At 70.3% G+C, this 21,739-nt stretch carries 23 protein-coding genes and 1 tRNA gene; 15 read left to right on the top strand and 9 right to left on the bottom strand.

Translation table 11 applies throughout. The features are described from left to right. Positions 1-10: 10 nt before the first annotated feature. Entirely contained in the window at positions 11-919 is a 909-nt protein-coding gene (gene ltnD, locus BM314_RS20055; RefSeq protein WP_020092463.1) for an L-threonate dehydrogenase, read from the bottom strand. 106 nt (positions 920-1,025) lie between these two features. Continuing rightward, the gene (locus BM314_RS20050) at positions 1,026-2,348 is read right to left on the bottom strand and encodes an MFS transporter (RefSeq protein WP_091927285.1); all 1,323 of its coding nucleotides are present in this window, start codon (positions 2,346-2,348) and stop codon (positions 1,026-1,028) included. A 306-nt stretch (positions 2,349-2,654) separates the two neighbouring features. Here BM314_RS20050 and BM314_RS20045 point away from each other — a divergent pair, with 306 nt between their 5' ends. Beyond that, positions 2,655-3,662 carry a LacI family DNA-binding transcriptional regulator gene (locus tag BM314_RS20045; protein WP_091979792.1) on the top strand — a complete coding sequence of 336 codons (1,008 nt, stop codon included), beginning with the start codon at positions 2,655-2,657 and terminating at the stop codon, positions 3,660-3,662. After that, on the top strand, positions 3,659-4,339 hold the full coding sequence (locus BM314_RS20040; RefSeq protein WP_091979790.1) for a 3-oxo-tetronate 4-phosphate decarboxylase: 681 nt from the start codon (positions 3,659-3,661) through the stop codon (positions 4,337-4,339). The genes BM314_RS20045 and BM314_RS20040 overlap by 4 nt, the downstream gene beginning before the upstream one ends. Positions 4,340-4,518: 179 nt before the next feature. Here the strand turns inward: BM314_RS20040 and glyS are convergent, their stop codons facing one another. The 3 genes from glyS to BM314_RS20025 all read right to left on the bottom strand — a co-directional run bounded on the left by glyS (position 4,519) and on the right by BM314_RS20025 (position 8,277). Next, entirely contained in the window at positions 4,519-6,618 is a 2,100-nt protein-coding gene (glyS, locus tag BM314_RS20035; protein ID WP_091979787.1) for a glycine--tRNA ligase subunit beta, read from the bottom strand. A 52-nt stretch (positions 6,619-6,670) separates the two neighbouring features. Next, the gene (locus BM314_RS20030; RefSeq protein ID WP_091979785.1) at positions 6,671-7,114 is read right to left on the bottom strand and encodes a YqhG/Tai3 family protein; all 444 of its coding nucleotides are present in this window, start codon (positions 7,112-7,114) and stop codon (positions 6,671-6,673) included. A gap of 254 nt (positions 7,115-7,368) precedes the next feature. Further along, positions 7,369-8,277 carry a glycine--tRNA ligase subunit alpha gene (locus tag BM314_RS20025; RefSeq protein ID WP_091979783.1) on the bottom strand — a complete coding sequence of 303 codons (909 nt, stop codon included), beginning with the start codon at positions 8,275-8,277 and terminating at the stop codon, positions 7,369-7,371. A 176-nt stretch (positions 8,278-8,453) separates the two neighbouring features. On the opposite strand from BM314_RS20025, the gene BM314_RS20020 reads away from it, so the two are divergent. Then, positions 8,454-8,903, top strand: coding sequence for a GNAT family N-acetyltransferase (locus tag BM314_RS20020; RefSeq protein WP_091979781.1), 450 nt, complete (start codon positions 8,454-8,456; stop codon positions 8,901-8,903). Between the two features lie 149 nt (positions 8,904-9,052). After that, positions 9,053-9,331 (top strand): hypothetical protein, encoded by a 279-nt coding sequence (locus BM314_RS20015; RefSeq protein ID WP_020092471.1) that lies wholly within the window; start codon positions 9,053-9,055, stop codon positions 9,329-9,331. A gap of 15 nt (positions 9,332-9,346) precedes the next feature. On the opposite strand, the gene BM314_RS20010 is transcribed toward BM314_RS20015, so the two are convergent. From BM314_RS20010 to BM314_RS19995, 4 genes are all read right to left on the bottom strand, one after another. After that, a complete protein-coding gene (locus BM314_RS20010) occupies positions 9,347-10,951 on the bottom strand; it encodes a Na+/H+ antiporter (RefSeq protein WP_091979779.1) in 1,605 nt (534 codons plus the stop codon). 118 nt (positions 10,952-11,069) lie between these two features. Then, positions 11,070-11,582, bottom strand: coding sequence for an MmcB family DNA repair protein (locus BM314_RS20005; protein WP_091979777.1), 513 nt, complete (start codon positions 11,580-11,582; stop codon positions 11,070-11,072). A 115-nt stretch (positions 11,583-11,697) separates the two neighbouring features. Further along, positions 11,698-12,474 carry a cobalamin-binding protein gene (locus BM314_RS20000; protein ID WP_091979775.1) on the bottom strand — a complete coding sequence of 259 codons (777 nt, stop codon included), beginning with the start codon at positions 12,472-12,474 and terminating at the stop codon, positions 11,698-11,700. Between the two features lie 16 nt (positions 12,475-12,490). Further along, on the bottom strand, positions 12,491-13,012 hold the full coding sequence (locus BM314_RS19995; RefSeq protein WP_056523547.1) for a DedA family protein: 522 nt from the start codon (positions 13,010-13,012) through the stop codon (positions 12,491-12,493). A 136-nt stretch (positions 13,013-13,148) separates the two neighbouring features. On the opposite strand from BM314_RS19995, the gene pdxY reads away from it, so the two are divergent. The 11 genes from pdxY (at position 13,149) to BM314_RS19940 (ending at position 21,677) form a co-directional block, all read left to right on the top strand. Continuing rightward, entirely contained in the window at positions 13,149-13,997 is an 849-nt protein-coding gene (gene pdxY / locus BM314_RS19990; protein WP_091979773.1) for a pyridoxal kinase PdxY, read from the top strand. Positions 13,998-14,054: 57 nt separating this feature from the next. After that, the gene (locus tag BM314_RS19985; RefSeq protein WP_091979771.1) at positions 14,055-14,939 is read left to right on the top strand and encodes a PhzF family phenazine biosynthesis protein; all 885 of its coding nucleotides are present in this window, start codon (positions 14,055-14,057) and stop codon (positions 14,937-14,939) included. Further along, positions 14,932-15,666, top strand: a complete 735-nt coding sequence (locus BM314_RS19980) for an NUDIX hydrolase (RefSeq protein ID WP_091979769.1) — start codon at positions 14,932-14,934, stop codon at positions 15,664-15,666. Before BM314_RS19985 ends, BM314_RS19980 begins: the two co-directional genes overlap by 8 nt. Positions 15,667-15,846: 180 nt before the next feature. Beyond that, positions 15,847-16,830 (top strand): ABC transporter substrate-binding protein, encoded by a 984-nt coding sequence (locus BM314_RS19975; RefSeq protein ID WP_091979767.1) that lies wholly within the window; start codon positions 15,847-15,849, stop codon positions 16,828-16,830. A 124-nt stretch (positions 16,831-16,954) separates the two neighbouring features. Further along, positions 16,955-19,225, top strand: a complete 2,271-nt coding sequence (glgX, locus tag BM314_RS19970; protein WP_091979765.1) for a glycogen debranching protein GlgX — start codon at positions 16,955-16,957, stop codon at positions 19,223-19,225. Positions 19,226-19,366: 141 nt separating this feature from the next. Further along, positions 19,367-19,456: transfer RNA gene (locus tag BM314_RS19965), tRNA-Ser, on the top strand. Between the two features lie 386 nt (positions 19,457-19,842). After that, positions 19,843-20,637: an ABC transporter permease gene (locus BM314_RS19960; protein WP_091979763.1), complete on the top strand. Its 795-nt coding sequence runs from the start codon at positions 19,843-19,845 to the stop codon at positions 20,635-20,637. A 122-nt stretch (positions 20,638-20,759) separates the two neighbouring features. Then, the gene (locus tag BM314_RS19955) at positions 20,760-20,948 is read left to right on the top strand and encodes a hypothetical protein (protein ID WP_091979761.1); all 189 of its coding nucleotides are present in this window, start codon (positions 20,760-20,762) and stop codon (positions 20,946-20,948) included. Between the two features lie 8 nt (positions 20,949-20,956). Further along, positions 20,957-21,217: a hypothetical protein gene (locus BM314_RS19950; RefSeq protein WP_091979759.1), complete on the top strand. Its 261-nt coding sequence runs from the start codon at positions 20,957-20,959 to the stop codon at positions 21,215-21,217. Next, positions 21,214-21,417 (top strand): hypothetical protein, encoded by a 204-nt coding sequence (locus BM314_RS19945; protein ID WP_091979757.1) that lies wholly within the window; start codon positions 21,214-21,216, stop codon positions 21,415-21,417. Before BM314_RS19950 ends, BM314_RS19945 begins: the two co-directional genes overlap by 4 nt. Positions 21,418-21,494: 77 nt before the next feature. After that, positions 21,495-21,677: a hypothetical protein gene (locus tag BM314_RS19940; RefSeq protein ID WP_091979880.1), complete on the top strand. Its 183-nt coding sequence runs from the start codon at positions 21,495-21,497 to the stop codon at positions 21,675-21,677. Positions 21,678-21,739: the final 62 nt, after the last annotated feature.

The following is a 21,739-nucleotide window of genomic DNA, read 5'->3' as shown; positions in this document are numbered from 1 at the left end:
TTCTGTCCCCTCAAGCTTTCTCGGGCAGCTTCGCCCCCGAGACCTGGGCATAGAGCCGCGCCACCGAGGCGTCGTCGTCCCGGCCCATGCCGGCGCCCGACGCCATCAGGAACATCTGCAGGGCCGCCGCCGCCACCGGGACCGGGTACTTCTCGGCGCGGGCCATGTCCTGCACGATGCCGAGATCCTTGACGAAGATGTCGACCGCGCTCTTCGGGCTGTAGTCGGCGTCGAGGATGTGCGGCACCCGGTTCTCGAACATCCAGGAATTGCCGGCCGACTTGGTGATCACCTCGTAGACGCGCCGGAGGTCGAGCCCCTGCTTGGCCGCGAAGGCCATCGCCTCCGAGGCGGCGGCGATGTGCACGCCCGCGAGCAGCTGGTTGATCATCTTGAAGGCCGCGCCCTGGCCGGCCGCGTCGCCGAGCTCGTAGAGCGTGCCCGCCATGGCATCGAGAGCGGGCCGCGCCTTCGCGAAGGCCGCCGCCGAGCCCGAGGCCAGGAAGGTCAGGCCGCCCTCGGCCGCGCGGGCGGCGCCGCCGCTCATCGGGGCGTCGAGGTAGTGGCGGCCGGTGGCCTCCAACCGCGCCGCCAGCGCCCGGGCGACGGCCGGATCCATGGTGGCGGAGGAGACGAACACCGCGCCCTCCGGCATCGCGGCGGCGGCGCCGTCCTCGCCGAACAGGACCGCCTCGGTCTGGGCGGCGTTGACCACCACGCTCACCACCACGTCGGCGTCCCGCGCCGCTTCGGCGGGGTTCGCGGCGCCCCGGCCGCCGGCGGTCGCGAAGCGCGCCACCGCCTCCGGGTTCACGTCGCAGGCGGAGACCGCGAAGCCCGCCCGCAGGAGCGAGCCGGCCATCCCGGAGCCCATGGAGCCCAGGCCGATCACCGCGGCGCGGGGTGTTGCGTTGGTCATCGGGGACGGCTCCTGAAGCTGGGAAAGGGCGCCTCGGCGTCGCCGCTCGAAGCGCGGGTCCCCTCTCCCGTGAGGGAGAGGGGCTAAGTCGCGCCTGGATCAGAGGTCAGCGGTTGACCATCCGGGCGGGCGTCACGAACACGCAGACCGCGCCGACCACCAGCATGGCGGCGAGCGCGTAGAGGCCCGTGGCGGTGCTGCCGGTGGCATCCCGCAGGGCGCCGATCACGTAGGGGCTGACGAAGCCCGCGAGGTTCCCAACCGAGTTGATCAGCGCGATGCCGGCCGCCGCGCCCGCGCCGCTGAGGAACGCCGTGGGCAGCGACCAGAACAGGGGCGAGCAGGTCAGCACGCCGGCCGCCGCCACCGACAGCGCCGCGATGGCGAGCGTCGTCGAGCCGGCATTGGCCGAGACCACGAAGGCGACCGCGCCGATCAGCGCCGGGATGATCAGGTGCCAGCGCCGCTCGCGCATTCGGTCGGCGGAGCGGCCGAGCAGGATCATCACGATCGCCGCGCACACGAACGGGATCGCGCTGATCAGGCCGATGTTGAAGTTGCCCTGCACGCCCGACGCCTTGACGATCGTCGGCATCCAGAAGGTCAGCCCGTACTGGCCGGTGACGAAGGCGAAGTAGATCAGGCTCATGAACCACACGCGGCCGTTGCGGAACACGGTGGCGATGGAGTGCGGGCTCGATTCCTTGCCCTGGTTGTCGGCCGCGATGTCGCGCTCGAGGAGCTGCTTCTCGGAATCCGTCAGCCACTTGGCCTCGGCGGGGCGGTTGTCGAGGTAGAAGAACACCGCGAGGCCGATCAGCACCGCCGGCACCGCCTCGATCAGGAACATCCACTGCCAGCCGGACAGGCCGTGGGCGCCGTTGAACGCGTCCATGATCCAGCCGGAGAGCGGGTTGCCGAAGATGCCGGAGATCGGGATCGCCGCCATGAACACGGCGATGACCCGGGCCCGGCGATGGGCCGGGAACCACGAGGTCGTGTAGAGGATGACGCCCGGGTAGAACCCGGCCTCGGCGAGACCGAGGAGGAAGCGCATCCCGTAGAAGCTCCACTCGGAGTTCACGAACAGGAACGCCCCGGAGATCACCCCCCAGGTGATCATGATCCGGGCGATCCACACCCGGGCGCCGACCCGGTGCAGGATCACGTTCGAGGGCACCTCGAACAGGAAGTAGCCGAGGAAGAAGATGCCGGCGCCGAGGCCGTAGACCGTCTCGGAGAATTTCAGCTCCTGGGACATCTGGAGCTTGGCGAAGCCGACATTCACCCGGTCGAGATATGCCACGACGTAGCAGAGCATCAGGAACGGCACGAGGCGCCAGAACACCTTCGCGTAGGTGCGGTCGGCGAAGGACTTCTCGTCCGCAGGTGCGGTGGCGCCCCCCAGCGGGGCGGCTTGAACCGACATGGCGTACTCCCTGGTCCGGGCCGCACGGCTGCCGGACATTGCTCTTCACCGCTCGTCGGGCGGCGCTGGGGCGGTGCCATATCTCCTTTTGGCAGCGCTGCCAATCCGGTTGTGCGAGATAATGCAGGCCGCTATGTCAGTCGTGGATCGACGCGGACGGTCTTCCCATTCCTGCCTTATGCCGAGGCGCTGCAGCGTGGCGGAGGCCTTCTTCGGGGCCCGCTTCGCGGTCGTCTCAGGATGAGGGAAGGACGCCGGGAGGTTCGACGGGCGTCGTGAAAAAAACCGCGCCGGGAGAGCGGGGCCATGGACGACATCCAGCCGCCGGGGCGGCTCGTCACCCTCACCGACGTCGCCCGCGAGGCCGGGGTCGGCGAGAGCACGGTCTCGCGGGTCCTGCGCAACCACGGTTCCTACTCCAAGCGCGCCGGCGAGCGGGTGGCGGAGGCGGTGGCCCGGCTCGGCTACGTGCCGAATCGCCTTGCCGGCAGCCTCGCCGGCCAGGGGGCGAGCGCGCGGCTCGTGGGCGTCGTCATCCCGTCGCTCGCCAACGTGGTCTTCCCCGACCTGCTGCGCGGCCTCACCGCCGCCCTCGACGCTGACGGCATCCCCTGCGTGATCGGAGTGAGCGACTACGACCCGGACCGGGAGGAGGCGCTGGCCGCCGCGCTCCTGTCCTGGCGGCCGGCGGCGCTGCTGCTCACCGGGCTGGAGCACAATCCCGGCACCGTCGCACTGGCGAAGGCCGGGGGCGTGCGCGTGGTCGAGATGATCGACACGGACGGGGAGGGGATCGACGCCGTGGTCGGCTTCTCCAACCGCGCCGTCGGGGCGGCGAGCGCCCGCCACCTCGTGGCGCGCGGGTACCGGCGGATCGGCTATCTCGGCCACGACCTCGCGGTCGACCTGCGCGCGGGCAAGCGGCTCGCCGGGTTCGAGGCCGCGCTCGGGCAGGCGGGTTTGGCGCTCCACGGCAAGGAGATCCGGACGGGACCGTCCTCGCCGGCCTCGGGCCGGGCCGGGCTGGAGGCGCTGCTGGCGCGCGTGCCCGATCTCGACGCGGTCTACTTCTCCAACGACGACATGGCGCTCGGCGGCTACTTCGCCTGCCTGTCGACGGGGCTGGCGGTGCCGGGACGGATCGCGCTGTTCGGCTTCAACGGGCTCGACTTCGCGGCGGCGATGCCGCAGCCCCTGTCGACGGTGCGCACGCCGCGCCTGGAGATCGGCCGGCAGGCCGCCGCCTGCCTGACCGGCGCAGGCCCGAGAAGAATCGATCTCGGATTCGAGCTGATCGAGGGAGCGACCGCATGAGCGACGAGAGCCGGCTGCGCGAGGAGATCTGCCGCTACGGCCGCTCGCTGTTCGAGCGCGGCCTGACGCCGGGCTCGTCCGGCAACATCTCGCTGCGCCTGCCCGACGGCGGCTGGCTGGTGACGCCGACCAACGCGTCGCTCGGGTTCCTCGACCCGGCGCGGATCTCGCGGCTGGACGATGCGGGGCGGCTAGTCTCCGGCGACAAGCCCACCAAGGAGATCCCGCTGCACAGCGCACTCTACGAGAGCCGGAACGAGGCGAAGGCCATCGTCCACCTGCACTCGACCCACGCGGTGGCGGTCTCGATGCTGCCGGAGGTCGACCCCAGGCAGGTGCTGCCGCCGCTGACGCCCTACTACCTGATGCGGACCGGCGGCACGGCGCTCGTGCCATACTATCGCCCGGGCGACCCGGCCGTGGCGGACGCGATCCGGGGCCTCGCGGGTAAGTACAGTTCGGTGCTGCTCGCCAATCACGGCCCGGTGGTGGCCGGCGACAGCTTGGAGGGCGCGGTCTTCGCCACCGAGGAGTTGGAGGAGACCGCCAAGCTCTACCTGCTGCTGCGCAACCTCAACCCGCGGCAGCTGAGCCCCGGGCAGGTGGGCGATCTGGTGAGCCATTTCGGCCTGACCCTGCCGGAGCCGGACGACCATGCCGGCCACGATCACGGGTGAGGGCGGTGGGTCCGCTCTCCCATCAGACCACCTCATCCTGAGGTGCGAGCGCAGCGAGCTTCGAAGGAGTCCTCCAGACGCCGCCGCGATCCCTGAGCCCTCCTTCGAGGCCTCCGCGACGCTCCGGCACCTCAGGATGAGGGGGAGGATGGTAGGATGGGGCTGCGGTGGTCTGCGCCTCACCCCTCGATCTTCGCGAACTCAGCCACTTCCCGCGTCGCGGCGCGCAGCGCGTTGAGCAGAGCCAAGCGGTTCTCGCGGAGCTTCGCGTCGGGCGCGTTGACGGTCACGTCCTGGAAGAACGCGTCCACCGGCGCGCGCAGCGTCGAGAGCGCCTGCATCGCCCCGGCGAAATCCTCGCGGGCGATGGACGCCGAGGCGGTCTCCCGCGCCTTCGCCAGGGCCTCGGCCAGGGCGCGCTCGGCCGGCTCACCCGCGGCGGCGAGAGCGGCGTCCGGCGCGGAATCGTAGGCGCGGCCGTCCTTCTTCTCCTCGATCCGCAGGATGTTGGCCGCACGCTTGTAGCCCGCGAGCAGGTTCTTGCCGTCCTCGGTGTCGAGGAACTGGCCGAGCGCCTCGACGCGGCGCACGACCATCAGCAGGTCGTCCTGGCCGGAGAGGGCGAAGACGGCGTCGATCAGGTCGTGGCGGGCGCCCTGATCGCGGAGATAGACCTTCAGGCGGTCAGCGAGGAAGCCGAGGAGATCCCGCGCGTCGGCACCAGCCCGCCCGGCGAGGCCGCGATCCGCAGCGCCGACCTGCTCCAGCAGCCGCAGGCGCAGGCCGCGGTCGAGGATCAGCCGGATCACGCCCAGCGCCGCCCGGCGCAGGGCGAACGGGTCCTTGCTGCCCGTGGGCTTCTCGTCGATCGCCCAGAAGCCCGCGAGCGTGTCGAGCTTGTCGGCGAGCGCCACCGCGATGGAGACCGGATCGGTCGGCACCCGGTCGGAGGGGCCGAGCGGCTTGTAGTGCTCCTCGATGGCCGCGCAGACGCTGTCGTGCTCGCCCTGGAGCGCCGCGTATTTGCGGCCCATTAACCCCTGAAGCTCGGGGAACTCGCCGACCATCTCTGTGACGAGGTCGGCCTTGGCGAGGCGCGCGGCGCGCTCGGCGAGCGCCGGGTCGGCCCCCACCAGCGGCGCGAGGTCCTTCGCCAAGGCGGCGATGCGGGCGATGCGCTCGCCCTGCGTCCCGAGCTTCTCATGGAAGACGATGCTGTCGAGCTTGGGCAGCCGGTCCTCCAGGCGGGTCGCCTTGTCGGTCTCCCAGAAGAACTTCGCGTCGGACAGGCGCGCCCGGACCACCCGCTCGTTGCCGGCGGTGATCGCTTGGCCACCGTCGGTGGCGACGAGGTTCGAGACCAAGATGAAGGCCGGCGCCAGGTCCTCCGAGCCGCCCTTGCGCAGCACGAAGCACTTCTGGTTCGCCCGGATGGTCGCGCGGATCGCCTCGGCTGGGATGTCGAGGAACGACGCGTCGAACGAGCCCATCAGCACCACCGGCCATTCCACGAGGCCCGACACCTCCTCCAGCAGGCCCTCATCCTCCACGAGGTCGAGGCCGCGGGCGAAGGCGAGGTCGCGGGCGTCGTGCAGGACCACGTCCTTGCGCCGGTCGGCGTCGAGGATGACCTTCGCGCGCTCCAGCGCCTGGATGTAGTCGTCGAACCGGCGCACCTCGATCGCCTCTGGGGCGAGGAAGCGGTGGCCGTAGGTCACGGTGCCGGCCGCGATCCCGGCGACTGAGACGGGGACCACCTCCGGCGTCTCCGTCTCGGGCCCGAAGGTCGCGACGATCGACTGCAGGGGGCGCACCCAGCGCAGCGAGCCCGGCTCGGCCGAGGCCGCGCCCCAGCGCATGGATTTCGGCCAGGGGAAGCTCTTGACGATCTCGGGCAGGAGTTCGGCGAGCACGTCGAGCGTCTCGCGGCCGGGCCGCTCGATCACCGCGAGGTAGAACTCGCCCTTCTTCGGGTCGGTGACGGTCGTGGCCTGGTCGAGGCTCGTCAGGCCCGCGCCCTTCAGGAAGCCCTGGACGGCCGCTTCGGGCGCGCCGACCCGCGGGCCGCGGCGCTCCTCGCGCACGGCCTCGCCCCGGGCGGGGAGGCCGGCAATGTGGAGCGCCAAGCGGCGCGGCGTCGAGAACGCCCGGGCGCCCTCGTACAGGAAGCCGCGCGCCACGAGGGCGTCGGTGACGAGCTTCTTCAGATCCTCCGCCGCGCGCCGCTGCATGCGGGCGGGGATCTCTTCCGAGCGGAGTTCGAGCAGGAGGTCGGGCATGGGGCGGCCATATCGCCGCGCCGCACCCCTGTCGAGGGTCGGAGCGCGGGGCTCAGCGCGACTCGCCCTTGAGGATGGTCGAGAGCTGCCACTTGCGGTCGCCGATCGCGTGGGCGTCGGAGACCTTCCAGCCGCCGTCCTCGCGCACGAGGTCGTACACGATGACGTTGGCACCGTTGCCGCCCTTACGCTCGACCGTGACCTTCGCCTGGTCCTTGCCCTCGGTGGCCTCCTTGAAGGTCAGGTTCTTCACCGTGTCGAGCTTCAGGGGCTCGCCGTTCAGGCGGTAGTCGAAATCGAGGTTGCCGGCGGCGCCGTTGGCCTGCTTCGCGTCGGCGTCGAACAGGCCCTGCAGGCGCTTCGAGTACACGGAGGAGTGATTCGGGTGCGGCTCGGCGTAGAGCTTCTTCACCGTGGCCTCAGGCCCGGGATCGGCCGCCAGCGCGGGGGCGAGGCCGAATCCGAGGAGGCTGAGGGCGAGGATCGTCTTCTTCATTGGGCATGTCCCGCGTCTGCGGACGCGCCGAGGCGCGCCGGTTGGCGGGGGTTGCAACGCGCGAGGGCTCAAGGGGCTCCGCGATAGGGCTCCGCTCCGTCATCGCGAGCGCAGCGAAGCGACCCAGGGCGTCGGGACGTCTGGCAGCGAGGCGCGACCCTGGATTGCTTCGCTGCGCTCGCAAAGACGGCGGCGCATCTGGGCACTCCGGACTGCGTCGTCCGCAGCCCTCTGGTCGAGCGCCAGCGACGACCTCACGCCCCGCCGGCGGCGGTCCTCAACCACGCCGCGCCGCAGGCCTTGGCCAGTTCGCGCACGCGGAGGATGTAGCTCTGGCGCTCCGTCACCGAGATCACGCCGCGCGCGTCGAGCAGGTTGAACACGTGGCTTGCCTTGATGCACTGGTCGTAGGCCGGCTGCGCCATGCGGTGGCGTTCACCCTCCGCGTCCGGCGCGCCGGCCGCGAGGTAGGATCGGCAGGCGGCCTCCGCGTCGGTGAACTGGCGGAACAGCATCGCGGTGTCAGCCGCCTCGAAGTTGTGGCGGGAGTACTCCTGCTCGGCCTGCAGGAACACGTCCCCGTAGGTGATCCGGTCGGCGCCCTCGGCGCCGTTGAAATCCAGGTCGTAGACGTTCTCGACGCCCTGGACGTACATGGCGAGCCGCTCCAGCCCGTAGGTCAGCTCGCCCGCCACCGGCGCGCACTCGAAGCCCGCCACCTGCTGGAAATAGGTGAACTGGCTGACCTCCATCCCGTCGCACCAGCACTCCCAGCCGAGGCCCCAGGCGCCCAGGGTCGGGCTCTCCCAGTCGTCCTCGACGAAGCGGATGTCGTGGAGCTTGAGGTCGACGCCGATGGCGGCGAGCGAGGCGAGGTAGAGCTCCTGCAAGTTCGGCGGGTTCGGCTTCAGGATCACTTGGAACTGGTAATAGTGCTGGAGCCGGTTCGGGTTCTTGCCGTAGCGGCCGTCCTTGGGCCGGCGCGAGGGCTGGACATAGGCCGCCTTCCAGGGCTTCGGGCCGAGTGCCCGCAGGGTCGTGGCCGGATGGAACGTACCGGCACCGACCTCCATGTCGTAGGGCTGGAGGATCACGCAGCCCTGCGCCGCCCAGAATTCCTGAAGCGTCAGGATCAGACCCTGGAAGGATTTTTTCTCGGACATCGGTCTCGGCGGCTCGGGATCGCGCGGCGGCTGGGGCCGCGAGCGGGCCGGTTTAGGTGCGGGCGGCCGGGGGTGCAAGGCGAAGGGTGTCGACCGAGGGGGCGCGGCGCCGGCAGCCCGGGTTGCCTCTGCGGTCCCGATGATGGTCCGCTGGCTGCGCACCCACGGAGAGAATCATGGATCCTGACCTCGCGATCCGCCCGATCGGCCCCGGCGACCGGGACGCTTGGCTGCCGCTCTGGCGGGGCTACCAGTCCTTCTACAAGGTCGACCTGTCGGACACGGTCACCGACACGACCTGGCAGCGCCTCAACGATCCGGCCGAACCGGTGGACGGTGCCCTGGCGTGGCGCGGTGCCGAGGCGGTCGGCCTCGTCCACCACATCCGCCACCGCTCGGCCTGGACGATCGGCGACTACTGCTACCTCCAGGACCTGTTCGTGGCGGACGGCACGCGCGGGCTCGGGATCGGCCGTCGGCTGATCGAGCACGTCTACGCGGCCGCGCAGGCCGCCGGCTGCTCCCGCGTCCACTGGCTGACGCACGAGACCAACGCGGACGCGATGCAGCTCTACGACCGGATCGCCGAGAAGTCGGGCTTCGTTCAGTACCGCAGGATCTTCTGAGCGCCGGCGCCCGACGTGCGCCGGGACACCCAAGCGTGGCGGTTTTTGGGCAATAAACCGGAACCGCCGAGCTGACGGCCAAGTTATCAGCGCAACAGGGGATCTCGGCACCTCAGCGCTGCCGAATACAGAACGTCGGACGACCCGTCATGTACAATGCTCGCATCCGCACCAGCTTCGGCCGCAAGAACATCGCCGTCTTCGCCGCGCTCGCCATCTCGTCGCTGGCCGCCACGCCCTTCGTGATGAGCGCCAGCCGTGCGCTCGCCACTTCCGAAGACCAGCCGGTGGCCGCCACCCTGCGGGTCGAGCCGGTAGAGGTCGCCCCCGTGGCGGCCGCGCCGAAGGCTGAGGGAAGCTGCCTGCGCAAGGTCCGGGTGGTCTACAGCGGCTACGGCCAGTCGGCGGACGGGTGCGCGGCCCACTGACGCCAGCGCCCCGACTCAGCCGTGGGCCGGTGCGTTCCCGGCCAGACGCTTGAGATGGAGTTCCTCCAAGTCGATCTCCGTCTCGAGCTGCCGCAGCACCGAGCTGTGGATCCGGTTCTGCCGGTGCAGGTCGATCAGGGCCGACCGGCCTGAGCGCACGGCGAGCAGGGCGGCGGCGAAGTGCTCGGTCTTCTCGGCCTCCAGCGCCGCCCGCTCGTCGCGGTCCCGCGAGGCCGCCCGCACCCGGCGGCGGTACTCCTCCACGAGGCGCGGGTGCTTCAGCGCCCCGGTCTCGGCGAACACCAAGCCCAGTAGGGCGGCGAGCCCGGCCTCGTTCACGACGACGCGGGCCATCGGCGCGTCGAGGTGGCCCTCGGGGAGGTGCGCCGCGGGGTCGAGGCGGAGGCTGCGGATCAGCGGCCCCAGGGTCGTGCCCTGCACGAGCACGGTGAACAGGATCACCGCGAAGGCCGCGACCAGGATCGCGTCGCGGCCAGGGAAATCCACCGGCAGCGCCAGGGCGGCCGCCAGTGTGACGACCCCGCGCATGCCGGCCCACCCGACGATCAGCGGCACGGCCGGGTTCGGGGCGGGCTCCTGCGCGCGGACCCGCGGCGACAGGAGCCGCCGCAGGTAGAAGGCCGGGAACACCCAGAGCAGACGGGCGACGACGCAGGTCGCCGTGACGGCGAGCGCCAGCGGCAACTCCGCCGCGAGCGCGCCCATCTGGCCGCCGGTCCGGGCGAGCACGCCGCGGAGCGCCAAGCCGATCAGCACGAAGACCAGGGCCTCCAGCACGAAGACCACGAACTCCCACACAGCCACGGAATGGCGGCGGGCATGCGCGTCGAAGGTCTCGTGCTCCCGGCCGCCCATCATCAGGCCGCAAGCGACCACGGCCAGGACGCCGGAGGCGTGGATCTCCTCGGCCGCGAGGTAGGCGACGTAGGCGGCGAGGAAGCTCAGCACCGTGATGGCGTTCGCGTCGTGCATCCGGCGCATCACCAGGGTCACCGCCACCCCGCACGCGATCCCGACCGCGACACCCGCCACCGCGAGCCACGCGAAGCTGCCGGCCGCCGCCCAGGCGCTGAAGGTGCCGGTGAGCGCCGCCGCCACCGCGAAGCGGTAGAGCACGAGGCCCGAGGCGTCGTTCACGAGGCTCTCGCCCTCCAGGACCGTGATCATCCGGCGGGGCAGGGCGACGCGGGCCAGCACCGCCTTGGCGGCCACCGCGTCCGGCGGCGAGACGATGGCGCCCAGGGCGAAGCAGGCGGCCCAGGGCAGGGACGGCACCACCGCGTGGGCGACGAGCCCGACCACGAGGGTCGTGAACAGGACCGCACCGAGGGACAGGGACAGGATCGGGCCGAGGCTCGCCCGGAAGTCGCGCCAGACGGTGAAGTAGGCGGATTCGAGCAGGAGCGGCGGCAGGAACAGGACCATGATCAGGTCCGGATCGAGATCGAAGGCCGGCAGGCCCGGCACCACCGCCAGCGTCATGCCGCCGACGACGAGGGCGGCGGCCGGCGGGAAACCGAGGCGCCCGGCCGCCAGCGACAGCAGCAGGGCCGCGCCGAGGAGACCGAGGATCAGCTCGAACAGGGCGACGGATGTCATCGGTGGATCGGGCCCGGCGCCGGAGGCCCGGCAAGCGCGGCCGTTCTAGGACGTTTCCTTGTCGGATGAATACCGCGTCGGCCGAAGGTTCGCCGAGGGTCGCGGTGCGGGCCGCGCCCTAGAGAGCCCCTTCCCGCACGGCGCCCGGGTCGGCCAGCGCGTGCAGGATGCGCGCGGCGCTGTGGGCGAAGCGCAGCGTCACGGCCTTGCGGCGGGCGCCGCTCAGCGGGTGCTCGGGCGGCTCGCGCAGGATCCCGGCCCCGTAGGCGTCGGCGACGATCAGGCCGCACTCTCCCGGGATCAGCGACTCGGGCACGTCCTCGGGGATGGCGAAGAAGAACCGGTCGCAGAAGTCGCGGTAATCCGGCCATTTCCGGTCGGCGCGGAAATCGGCCACGCTCGACTTGATCTCCACGATGGTGAGCTTGCCGGCGCCGCAGAGCGCGATCACGTCGGCGCGGCGGCCGTTGACGAGGGAGAATTCCGGCAGCGTGACGCAGCCCATCTCGGAGAACAGCCGGCGCACGCCGCGCTGGATGCGCAGGGCCGTGGGCGATTGCCGCCGGTCGGGCGGCAGCAGCGCCTCGACGGCCGGGGGCGCGGAATCGGGAAGGCCGAGGGAGGCGGACATCGAGCTCGGGGGATGCGTCTGCGGGTGCGTCTGTACCGAATCGGGACATCCTGCCAAGTCGCGCCCGGTCCGTCACCTGCGGCGCGGCATCGCCCCACGCATCACCCCGGGGCGATCACCCAAGGCAGGCCCGGATCGCGTCGAACCCGTCGGTGAGGGCGGCCGGGCCGGGCTGCAGGATCAGCGGCGACTTGATCTCGTGGATGCGCCCGTCGCGCACCGCCGGGATCGCCGCCCAGCCGGGCCGGGACCGGATGCGCTCGGCGTTGACCCGCTTGCCGCACCACGAGGCGAGGATCACGTCGGGCGCGGCCGCGATCACCTGCTCGGCGGTGACGATCCGGTCCTTCGCGGCCGGCTGGCGGCTCAGCTCCGGGAAGACGTCCCGGCCGCCCGCGAGGCCGATCAGGTCCGAGACCCAGCCGATGCCGGAGATCATCGGCGCGTCCCACTCCTCGAAGTAGACGCGCGGGGGCGGCCGCTCCCGCACCTCCGCGGCGGCCGTGGCCAGCCGCGCCTCGAGGCCCGCCGCCAGGGTCTCGGCCCGCTCCGGCAGGCCCACGAGGGCGCCGAGCGTGCGCACCATCGCGAGGCAGCCCGCCACGTCGCGCTGGTTGAACAGGTGGACCGCCACGCCCGCGCGGGCGAGGTCGGCGACGATGCCGGCCTGGAGGTCCGAGAAGGCCAGGACGAGGTCCGGCGCCAGCGCCAGGATCTTCGGAATGTCCGCACTGGTGAAGGCGGAGACGCGCGGCTTCTCCCGGCGGACCCGGGGCGGGCGCACCGCGTAGCCCGAGACGCCGACGATCCTGTCCTCCGCGCCCAGGAGGTACAGGGTCTCGACCGTCTCCTCGGTGAGGCAGACGATCCGCTCGGGCGGGAAGCGGCGCATCAGCGGTCGGGCCGCATCACCGGTCGAGCCACGTGAGCAGCCCGGCCCCGGGGGCCAGAAGGACGAAGGCCCAGACCAGCGCGGAGGCGACGTTGGCCAGCTGGAACGGCAGCCGCGCCAGGCCGAGGATCCCGGCGAAGAGCGGGACCAGAGCGCGGGCCGGCCCGAAGAAGCGCCCCAGGGCCACCGCGGCGATGCCCCACCGGCCGATGAAGGCCTCGGCCTTGGCCATCAGTTCGGGATAGCGCCGCAGCGGCCACTTGGTCTTCGCCCCCGGCCCGAGCCAGCGCCCGGCCTCGTACGAGATCCAGTCGCCGAGGGCGGCCCCGAGCGCCGCGGCGATCACCACCGGCCAGAACGGGATGTCGGCGCCGCCGACGAGGGCCCCGATGCCGACCAGGATCACGGTCGCCGGGACGAACAGCGACAGGATCGCGATCGATTCGCAGAAGGCGAGGCCACCCGCGATGACCGGCGTCCAGGCCTTGTGCGCCTCCACGAAGGCGAGGGTCGAGGTGCGCAGGGCTTCGATGTCCATGGGGCTCCGAACGGGGCTGTAGGGATAGGGGGAGGGTCGGTCCCATCTGAGGCGCGCGGGGGAGGGCGGCAAGGGACAGGGGTGCGGCCGGCGCGGGAACCGGCTAACCGTAGCGGGACAACGAGCGAGTCCCGCGTTGAACGTCCTGTCGATCCAGTCCCACGTCGCCTACGGCCATGTCGGCAACGCCTCCGCGGTGTTCCCGATGCAGCGGCTAGGGGTCGAGGTCTGGCCGGTCCACACGGTGCAGTTCTCCAACCACACCGGCTACGGGGCGTGGCGCGGCCCCGTCTTCGACGCGGCGATGATCCGCGACGTGGTGCGCGGCATCGGCGAGCGCGGGGTCCTGGGCGGCTGCGACGCGGTCCTGTCGGGCTACATGGGCTCGGCCGAGATCGGCGCCGCGATCTTGGAGGCGGTGGACGCCGTGCGCGCGGCGAACCCGCGGGCGCTCTACTGCTGCGACCCGGTGATCGGCGACGTCGAGGAGGGCGTCTACGTTCGGCCCGGCATCGAGGCGTTCCTGCGCGAGCGCGCGGTCCCGGCCGCCGACATCCTCACCCCCAACCAGTTCGAGCTCGGCCTGCTCACCGGCCTGCCGAGCGGCACCCTGGCGGAGGCCGGGGCCGCGATCGCGGCGCTCCGGGCGCGCGGGCCGCGGGTGGTCCTGGTCACCTCGGCGCTCTGCGCCGACACGCCCGCCGACAGCATCGACCTGCTCGCGGGCGCGGAGGGGCGGGTGTTCCGGGTCCGGACGCCGCGGCTCGCCATCGCGGTGAACGGGGCCGGCGACTGCATCGCGGCGCTGTTCCTGGTGCATTACGCCCGGACCGGCTCGGCCGAGGCGGCGCTCGGCGCCGCGGCGGCCTCGATCTACGGGCTGCTCAAGCGCACCGCCGAGGCGGGGTCGCGGGAGATCCTGACGGTCGCCGCGCAGGAGGAGTACGTGAACCCGAGCGCGCGGTTTCCGGTCGAGGCGGTCTGAGGCGCCCCCGGCAAACCGCTCCGTCCAAGTCCGCAGAGAGCAGCAAGGATCGACCCGATGGCGCGCCGCTTCGTCACCCTCGACGTGTTCACCGAGCGGAGGCTCGCCGGCAACCCCCTCGCCGTGGTGCTCGACGCGGAGGGGCTCGACACCGCGGCCATGCAGGCCATCGCGCGGGAGTTCAACCTGTCGGAGACGGTCTTCGTCCTCCCACCCGCGGAGGCCCGGCACCGGGCGGCGCTGCGCATCTTCACCCCCGCCCGGGAGCTGCCCTTCGCCGGCCACCCGACGGTGGGCACCGCCGTGCTGCTGGCGCTGCAGGACCCGACCCGGGGCGATGCCCGGGCCTTCGGCCTGGAGGAGGGGATCGGCATCGTCCCCTGCGTGGTCGAGACCCTGGCGGATGGGACCGGCGGCCGGGCCCGGTTCCGGCTCCCGGTCCTGCCGGACTACCTCGGCCCCGGGCCGGAGCCCGCGGTGCTGGCACCGCTGCTGGGCCTCGAGCCCGGGGACATCGGCACCGGCCGGCACGCGCCGAGCCGCCACGGCGTGGGGCCGACCTTCACCTGCGTGCCGGTCGCGTCGGTCGCCGCCCTCGACGCCGCCCGGACGGCCCAGGCGCCCGATCCGGCCGACGGGCTCTACCTCTACGCCCCGGATCCCGAGGGCACCGGTCAGCGCTGGCGCGTCCGCATGTTCGCGCCGAATGTCGGCGTGCCGGAGGATCCCGCCACCGGCTCGGCGGCCTCCGCCTTCGCGGGGGTGCTGATGCAGTTCGAGGCGCTGGGCGACGGCACCCACGACGTGGCGATCCGCCAGGGCGAGGCGATGGGTCGGCCGAGCGACATCGCGCTCCAGCTCACGATCGCGGCCGGCGCCCTGCAGGGCGTCGAGATCGGTGGCGCCGCCGTGATCCTGTCGGATGGCACCCTGCATGTCTGACGACCACTCTGACGGCGTCTCCGACGGTTTCCGGATCACCCGCGTCGCGGACGTGGCGGCGCGGTTCGTGGAGCACGACTGGGCCTTTCCTCAGGCCCACGCGGCCGCCATCGCGGCCCACTGGCAGGCCCGGCTGCAGCGCAGCCCCGGCATGTTCGACGGGACCGTCCTGCTGTGCTGCGACCACGCGGTCGCCGACGGGGTCGCCCGGCTCGACCTGTTCGCGACGCGCTACGCGACCTTCACCTACTATCGGGACAGGCCCCACCCCGAGGCGCGCATCGCCAACGCCTTCGCGGCGATCGTGCCCTGGACGGCGGACGGCGCCGTCCTGCTCGGCGAGATGGGCGCCCACACGGCCAATGCCGGCCAGCTCTACTTCCCCTGCGGCACCCCGGATCCGGACGACGTGCGCGGCGTGCGGGTCGATCTCACCGGCAGCGCCGCCCGGGAACTCGCCGAGGAGACCGGCCTCGCGCTGCCGGCCGGGGCCGAAACGGAATGGGTTCTGCTGGAGGGGGAGGGCCAGCTCGCCTTCCTGCGGCCGGTGCGCTTCCCCGAACCTGCCGCCCGGCTCGTGGCGCGCATCGCCGACCATCTCGGCGCCGAGGCGGAGCCGGAGCTCGCCGGGATGCACGTGGTGCGCGGCCGCGAGGACATCGATCCCGCGCGGATGCCGGGCTTCGTGCGGGCCTACCTCGCGGACGCGTTCCCGCCCGCCCTCTGACCGGCGCGGCGCGCGGGGAAAGACATTCGTCTCCCCGCGGAGGTCGGCCGGATGTTGTCTCGTTTCCCGACCGCGGGCAATACAGATTTCCGTTTCATTGACCGCCCTCGCGGCAAGCATAAACTCGGCCTTCCACCGAACAGCCCGGCACGAAGCGGGCAGCGTATCCCGGCAGGCCCCATGTTCCTCCGATCTCACTTGCGGCCCGGTGGCCGCCAGCTCGCTGGGGCGCGGCTCGCGACCGCACTGACGCTGGCCACCGTCACGCTGGCCGCGGTGGCCGCCCGCGCGGAAGAGGTCGTTCTGCGGGTCGGCGACCAGAAGGGTGGGAACCGGTCGCTCCTCGAGATCGCCGGCTACGCGAAGGATCTGCCCTACCGGATCGCGTGGTCAGAATTCCCCGCCGCCGCGCCGATCCTTGAGGCGCTCAACGCCGGCGCCCTCGATGTCGGCTACACCGGCGACCTCTCCTTCCTCACCGTCGTCGCGGCCGGGGCACCGATCAAGGCGATCGGCGGCACCAAGTCCGATCCCCGGACGCAGGCGATCCTGGTCCGCGCGGATTCTCCGATCCGCTCGGCCGCGGATCTGAGGGGGAAGCGGCTCGCCGGCACCCGCGGCGGCTGGGGCCAGTTCCTGATCAGCGCGACGCTGGAGAAGGCCGGGATCGCGCCGTCCGAGGTCACCTTCGCGCCACTCAACCCGGTCGACGCGAAGGTCGCGCTGATGGCCGGCTCGGTGGATGCCTGGGCGGTCTGGGAGCCCTACGTCGCGTTCGCGACGCTCAAGGACAAGGCCCGGCCGATCGCGGACGGCGCGGGCCTCACGCCGACCATCACCTTCATCGTCGCCTCGGACAGCGCCATCGCCACCAAGCGGGCGGCGCTGCAGGACTTCCTGAGCCGCCTGAACCGGGCGCGACTCTGGTCGCTGGACCACCTCGACGCCTACGCCCGGAACACGGCCGCGCTGACCAAGATGCCGGAGGACGTCCTGCGCGCGGCCTACACGGCGCAGCGGACCAGCCCGATCGCGCTCGACGACGGCGTCGTGGCGGAGGTCCAGGAGGCCTCGGACCGGGCGACGCGGTACGGCATCCTGTCGAAGACCCTCGACGTCGGCCGGGCCGTGGACCGGAGCTTCGCGGCCGCGGCCTCGAACTGAGGGGCGACAGCCGTCACGCGCCCGCGATTTTTGCGGCACTGCGGGAGCTTCGCTGTTTCCGGCACGTTCACCAGGGGCTCCCCGCAGCGGCACGTGGCCGGGCGGGTCGCGTTCCGGAGTGTCCATGTCCGATTCCCGTCGTCCCGCATCGCAGGCCCGCGCGACCCGCTCGCGCATCCAGGAAGGCCAACCCTATCCCCTCGGCGCCACCTGGGACGGGCTCGGGGTCAACTTCGCGCTGTTCTCGGCCCACGCCACCAAGGTCGAGCTCTGCCTGTTCGACGACCAGGGCGAGCAGGAGATCGAGCGCATCGAACTGCCCGAGTACACGGACGAGATCTGGCACGGCTACCTGCCCGACGCGCGCCCCGGCACGATCTACGGCTACCGGGTCCACGGCCCCTACGAGCCGAAGGCCGGACACCGGTTCAACCCCAACAAGCTGCTGATCGACCCCTACGCCAAGGGGCTCGTCGGCTCGATCACCTGGAACCCGGCCCTGTTCGGCTACCAGATGGAGACCGGCGACGACCTGACCTTCGACGAGCGCGACAGCGCCCCCTACACGCGCCGCTCCCGCGTCATCGACCCGGCCTTCACCTGGGGACGGCACCGCAAGCCGCTGATCCCCTGGGAGAAGACCATCGTCTACGAGGCCCACGTCAAGGGCATGACCAAGCTCGACCCGCGGGTGCCGGAGAAGCTGCGCGGCACCTATGCCGGCCTCGGCACCCGGGACGTGCTCGACTACATCAAGAGCCTCGGGGTCACCTCGGTGGAGCTGCTGCCGGTCCACGCCTTCGTGCAGGACGACTACCTGCAGCAGAAGGACTTGGTGAATTACTGGGGCTACAACACGATCTCGTTCTTCACCCCCGCACGGCGCTACGCCGCGGTGCCGGATTTCGCCTTCTCCGAGTTCAAGGAGATGGTCTCGCGCTTCCACGGCGCCGGCCTCGAGGTGATCCTCGACGTGGTCTACAACCACACCGCCGAGGGCAACGAGAAGGGCCCGACCCTGTCGTTCAAGGGCGTCGACAACGCCTCCTACTACCGGCTGCTGCCGAACGAGCCGCGCTACTACATCAACGACACCGGCACCGGGAACACCTTCAACCTGTCGCACCCGCGGGTGCTGCAGCTCGTGACCGATTCCCTGCGCTACTGGGCGCAGGAGATGCAGGTCGACGGGTTCCGCTTCGACCTCGCGACGATCCTCGGCCGCGAGCCCTACGGCTTCGACGAGGGCGGCGGCTTCCTCGACACCTGCCGGCAGGACCCGGTGCTCAACAACGTCAAGCTGATCGCCGAGCCGTGGGATTGCGGCCCGGGCGGCTACCAGGTCGGCGGCTTCCCGCCCGGCTGGGCCGAGTGGAACGACCGGTTCCGCGACGACGTCCGCGCCTACTGGAAGGGCGACGGCGGCCTGCTGCCGGACCTGGCGGCGCGGGTCTCGGGCTCGGCCGACAAGTTCAACAAGCGCGGGCGCAAGCCCTGGGCCTCGGTGAACTTCCTCACCGCCCACGACGGCTTCACCCTGCACGACACGGTCTCGTACAACGACAAGCACAACGAGGCGAACGGCGAGGGCAACCGCGACGGCCACTCGCACAACCTCTCGTACAATTACGGGGTAGAGGGCCCGACGGACGACCCCGAGATCAGGGCGGTGCGCCTGCGCCAGATGCGCAACATGCTGGCGACCCTGTTCCTGTCCCGCGGCACGCCGATGCTGCTCGCCGGCGACGAGTTCGCTCGGACCCAGAAGGGCAACAACAACGCCTACTGCCAGGACAACGAGGTCTCGTGGCTCGACTGGGGGGCGATCGGCGACGAGGAGCGGGATCTCGCCGAGTTCACCCAGCGCCTGATCATCCTGCGCAACGCCCTGCCGATCCTGAGCCGCGGGCGGTTCCTCACCGGCCAGTACGACGAGGAGTTCGGCGTCAAGGATGTGACGTGGCTGCGGCCGGACGGCAGCGAGATGGCCGGCGAAAACTGGTCGGACGGCGAGGCCCGGGCCTTCGCGGTCCAGCTCGACGGGCGCGCCCAGGCCACCGGCCTGCACCGCCGCGGCGGCGACGCGACGCTGCTGATCATGTTCAACGCCTACCACGACCTCGTGACGTTCACGCTGCCGGAATCGGTCGGCGGCGTGGCCTGGACGCGGCTCCTCGACACCAACCTGCCCGACAGCCAGGACGTGGAGAGCTTCAAGTTCGGCTCCGGCTACGACGTGACCGGGCGCTCGCTCCTGATGTTCTTGCTGAAGCCCGAGGACAGCCCCGGCGTCGAGGACAACGCCATGGAGCGCTCTTACCAGCACGTGATGCAGGCCTTCGAGCGGGCGAACGTGGAGCATGTCCGCTTCCACCTCGACGATGCCGAGGGGTGAGAGACGCGGCCGGGCGGTTTTCGCACCGCCCGGCCGTCTGCGCCTTGCGCCGGACGGCGCACCCGGCTAACAGCACGGCACCGCGCGGCCCAGGCCGCGCCCGGCACGCCGCGTGCGCGCCCGGGTGCCCGGTTCGCGGACGGAGGGGTGGCCGAGTGGTTGAAGGCGCACGCCTGGAAAGTGTGTATACCGGAAACGGTATCGCGGGTTCGAATCCCGCTCCCTCCGCCAATTAGCATTGATTTATTTGAATAATTTTACGACTTGGGCGGCCTACCCCACCATCCGCCCCACCAAAGGGCAGGACCTGTATCGGCCTCCCATTCAACCTGCACCGCGAAGCCACACCGCACATGATGCGGATTACGACGCGATTCGCATGTTGGCTCGGCTGGGAAGCCCCGGCAGCCCGATCAAAAAAACGGACGACGAACTCCTGAGCTGACTTGTAAAAGGCGACCACCGGCGGCGGTGAAGCGGGCCGCCAGCTGATCCGCAGCCGGACCCTCTTGGCGAGCTCGAGGCTTGGACCAGCCACGCCACCGTCGACCCTCCGTCAACGCACTTTCGCCCGCTTTTTTGCCGAGACCGGCATCGAGCGATCGAGGCTAGGTATCATGGAACTTCCAATCGCGGCTCGGCACGAGAAATCCGCAGGCGAGTCGTATCTGCACGTCCTGCACGCGCTGATGCTTCGAGACATGCGAACGCGCTTCGGAGCTTCTCTGTGGGGATACGCGGTGATCGTGCTCTGGCCCTGCGTTCACGTCTTTATGCTGATCGCAATCTATACGTTTCAGAAACTTGCTGCACCACTTGGCGATAATAGAGCCCTTTTCTTTGCGACAGGTGCAGTCCCGGTCCTAGTTTTCCAGTATATATCACGCGAAGTTATGAAGTCCGTGATTATGAATCGGCCATTGACCTACTATCCGCAAGTAAAATTATTTGATGTTGTTCTGTCTCGCATTCTTGTTGAGATAGTGACAGGGTTTCTTGCGCTATTGGTTGTTGTATCTGTATTAGTCATAATAGGCACCAACCCCATCCCAGCAGATCCGTTCGTTGCCATGTGCGGATATCTAGCCGCGATCCTGCTTGGCATTGGCATTGGGACTATCAACGTTGCAATAATTGGGTTTTTTCCAGGCTGGATGATTGGCTACGCGCTCTTCAGCATTATTCTCTACATCTCCAGTGGCGTGATGTTCCTACCAAGTTTCATGCCAGACAAAATTTATTATTGGATGAAATACAATCCTGCGCTCCAATGCGCTGAATGGGTCAGGTCAGCTTATTATCCCTACGCCGGCATTCAGGTTGACGGTCTCTACGTGGTAATGTTTGCATTAACATCGGCAACTATCGGACTGCTACTCATTAAGACTGTCGTCAGTAAGCTGAATGGTTAGAGGCGAAAAATCGAATCAGATGACACGCCGACTGTCTTTGGTTTCAGTCGCGTCGGCAGCCGGCGTGTCAGCGATGCCGGTGCAGGATCGACACTGGTGTCCTTCCTACAGAGCATGGCCTCATGAGCGAATTTGAAGGCCCGATTCCCGAAGCTATTGCAGCGCTTCGGGCCCGCGGCCACACAGTCGAGCTTTGGACCGGCGGCTTGCCATATTGGCTCGTCGATGGCGAGACACTGACGGACGGCGATCTGCTCGCCCTCGCTGTGCGGGTCGGCCTCATGGACTCGACTACGACCACGCTGCAATAGGCCGGCCCATGGCCAAAGAACCTCCGACCGTCTCCGAGTTGCGCAAGGCCGCCGAGGTAACCGACCAAGAGATTGATGCCTCCGTCGACGCGGTGCTGGCGGATCTGGCGACCGAGGCCTACCCACTCGCAAAGGGCTGGACCCTCGACCTCGTCGAGACGCTCCGCACCAACACCCGCACGGCCGAGGCGCTCATCACCGACAAGCCGGCGTGGAAGCGCAACATGGTCCGGACCGCGATCCTGCTGGCCCATCCGGTGAAGAGATGAGCGAGACCGATCCGAACGCCGACCGCGCGGCGACCATCGAACGTCTCTCCGAGCGGTTGAGCGGCTTCGCGCAGGGAATCGGGATGAGCGGCAACGAGGCGCGCGAGATCATCAAGCGCGTGATTGAGGCCGACCCGGCGGCCGGTGACGGCGACCTGCTGGCCAAGGCCCGCACCTGGATGCTGATCGCGCTGGCGTAGCGGCATGAACGACGAGGCCGATCCGAGTCCATCAAATGAGTGATGGGCTCGTCCCCCGCTCGCGCTACTCGGCTATCATGACCGACGAAACCGAACCGGTTCTTGAAGCCGTCGCCGCGTTGCGGTCTGCCGGCGTCGCAGTGAACCCAATCGGCGACGAGCTCGAACGCTGGCAGATCGGCGATCTGATCTTCTCGGATGCTGAGCTGTGGCGCCTGGCCGCGAGTCGACGACTCGTCGAAGATGGCGCCTCGCAATAGGCCGGCGCCATGCCGAAGGTTTTATCGCCGCGAGGCGCCCGGCCACGCCATGACATCCGGCC

The sequence above is a fragment of the Methylobacterium sp. 13MFTsu3.1M2 genome (genome assembly GCF_900112625.1).
Classification (GTDB): Bacteria; Pseudomonadota; Alphaproteobacteria; order Rhizobiales; family Beijerinckiaceae; genus Methylobacterium.
Note: the sequence above shows the minus strand (reverse complement) of the source record. Positions and strands in the feature narration are given on the sequence as shown.

Excerpts from the sequence above, each read along its gene's own strand:
- BM314_RS19975 (WP_091979767.1), top strand. The coding sequence starts at position 15,847 with ATGTTCCTCCGATCTCACTTGCGGCCCGGTGGCCGCCAGCTCGCTGGG.
- BM314_RS19940 (WP_091979880.1), top strand. The coding sequence starts at position 21,495 with ATGACCGACGAAACCGAACCGGTTCTTGAAGCCGTCGCCGCGTTGCGG.
- glgX (WP_091979765.1), top strand. The coding sequence starts at position 16,955 with ATGTCCGATTCCCGTCGTCCCGCATCGCAGGCCCGCGCGACCCGCTCG.
- BM314_RS20005 (WP_091979777.1), bottom strand. The coding sequence starts at position 11,582 with ATGTCCGCCTCCCTCGGCCTTCCCGATTCCGCGCCCCCGGCCGTCGAG.
- BM314_RS19995 (WP_056523547.1), bottom strand. The coding sequence starts at position 13,012 with ATGGACATCGAAGCCCTGCGCACCTCGACCCTCGCCTTCGTGGAGGCG.
- glyS (WP_091979787.1), bottom strand. The coding sequence starts at position 6,618 with ATGCCCGACCTCCTGCTCGAACTCCGCTCGGAAGAGATCCCCGCCCGC.
- BM314_RS19985 (WP_091979771.1), top strand. The coding sequence starts at position 14,055 with ATGGCGCGCCGCTTCGTCACCCTCGACGTGTTCACCGAGCGGAGGCTC.
- BM314_RS20000 (WP_091979775.1), bottom strand. The coding sequence starts at position 12,474 with ATGCGCCGCTTCCCGCCCGAGCGGATCGTCTGCCTCACCGAGGAGACG.
- BM314_RS20045 (WP_091979792.1), top strand. The coding sequence starts at position 2,655 with ATGGACGACATCCAGCCGCCGGGGCGGCTCGTCACCCTCACCGACGTC.
- BM314_RS20040 (WP_091979790.1), top strand. The coding sequence starts at position 3,659 with ATGAGCGACGAGAGCCGGCTGCGCGAGGAGATCTGCCGCTACGGCCGC.
- BM314_RS20025 (WP_091979783.1), bottom strand. The coding sequence starts at position 8,277 with ATGTCCGAGAAAAAATCCTTCCAGGGTCTGATCCTGACGCTTCAGGAA.
- BM314_RS20015 (WP_020092471.1), top strand. The coding sequence starts at position 9,053 with ATGTACAATGCTCGCATCCGCACCAGCTTCGGCCGCAAGAACATCGCC.
- BM314_RS19945 (WP_091979757.1), top strand. The coding sequence starts at position 21,214 with ATGAGCGAGACCGATCCGAACGCCGACCGCGCGGCGACCATCGAACGT.
- BM314_RS20030 (WP_091979785.1), bottom strand. The coding sequence starts at position 7,114 with ATGAAGAAGACGATCCTCGCCCTCAGCCTCCTCGGATTCGGCCTCGCC.
- BM314_RS19950 (WP_091979759.1), top strand. The coding sequence starts at position 20,957 with ATGGCCAAAGAACCTCCGACCGTCTCCGAGTTGCGCAAGGCCGCCGAG.
- ltnD (WP_020092463.1), bottom strand. The coding sequence starts at position 919 with ATGACCAACGCAACACCCCGCGCCGCGGTGATCGGCCTGGGCTCCATG.
- BM314_RS20020 (WP_091979781.1), top strand. The coding sequence starts at position 8,454 with ATGGATCCTGACCTCGCGATCCGCCCGATCGGCCCCGGCGACCGGGAC.
- BM314_RS20010 (WP_091979779.1), bottom strand. The coding sequence starts at position 10,951 with ATGACATCCGTCGCCCTGTTCGAGCTGATCCTCGGTCTCCTCGGCGCG.
- BM314_RS19955 (WP_091979761.1), top strand. The coding sequence starts at position 20,760 with ATGAGCGAATTTGAAGGCCCGATTCCCGAAGCTATTGCAGCGCTTCGG.
- BM314_RS19960 (WP_091979763.1), top strand. The coding sequence starts at position 19,843 with ATGGAACTTCCAATCGCGGCTCGGCACGAGAAATCCGCAGGCGAGTCG.
- BM314_RS19980 (WP_091979769.1), top strand. The coding sequence starts at position 14,932 with ATGTCTGACGACCACTCTGACGGCGTCTCCGACGGTTTCCGGATCACC.
- BM314_RS20050 (WP_091927285.1), bottom strand. The coding sequence starts at position 2,348 with ATGTCGGTTCAAGCCGCCCCGCTGGGGGGCGCCACCGCACCTGCGGAC.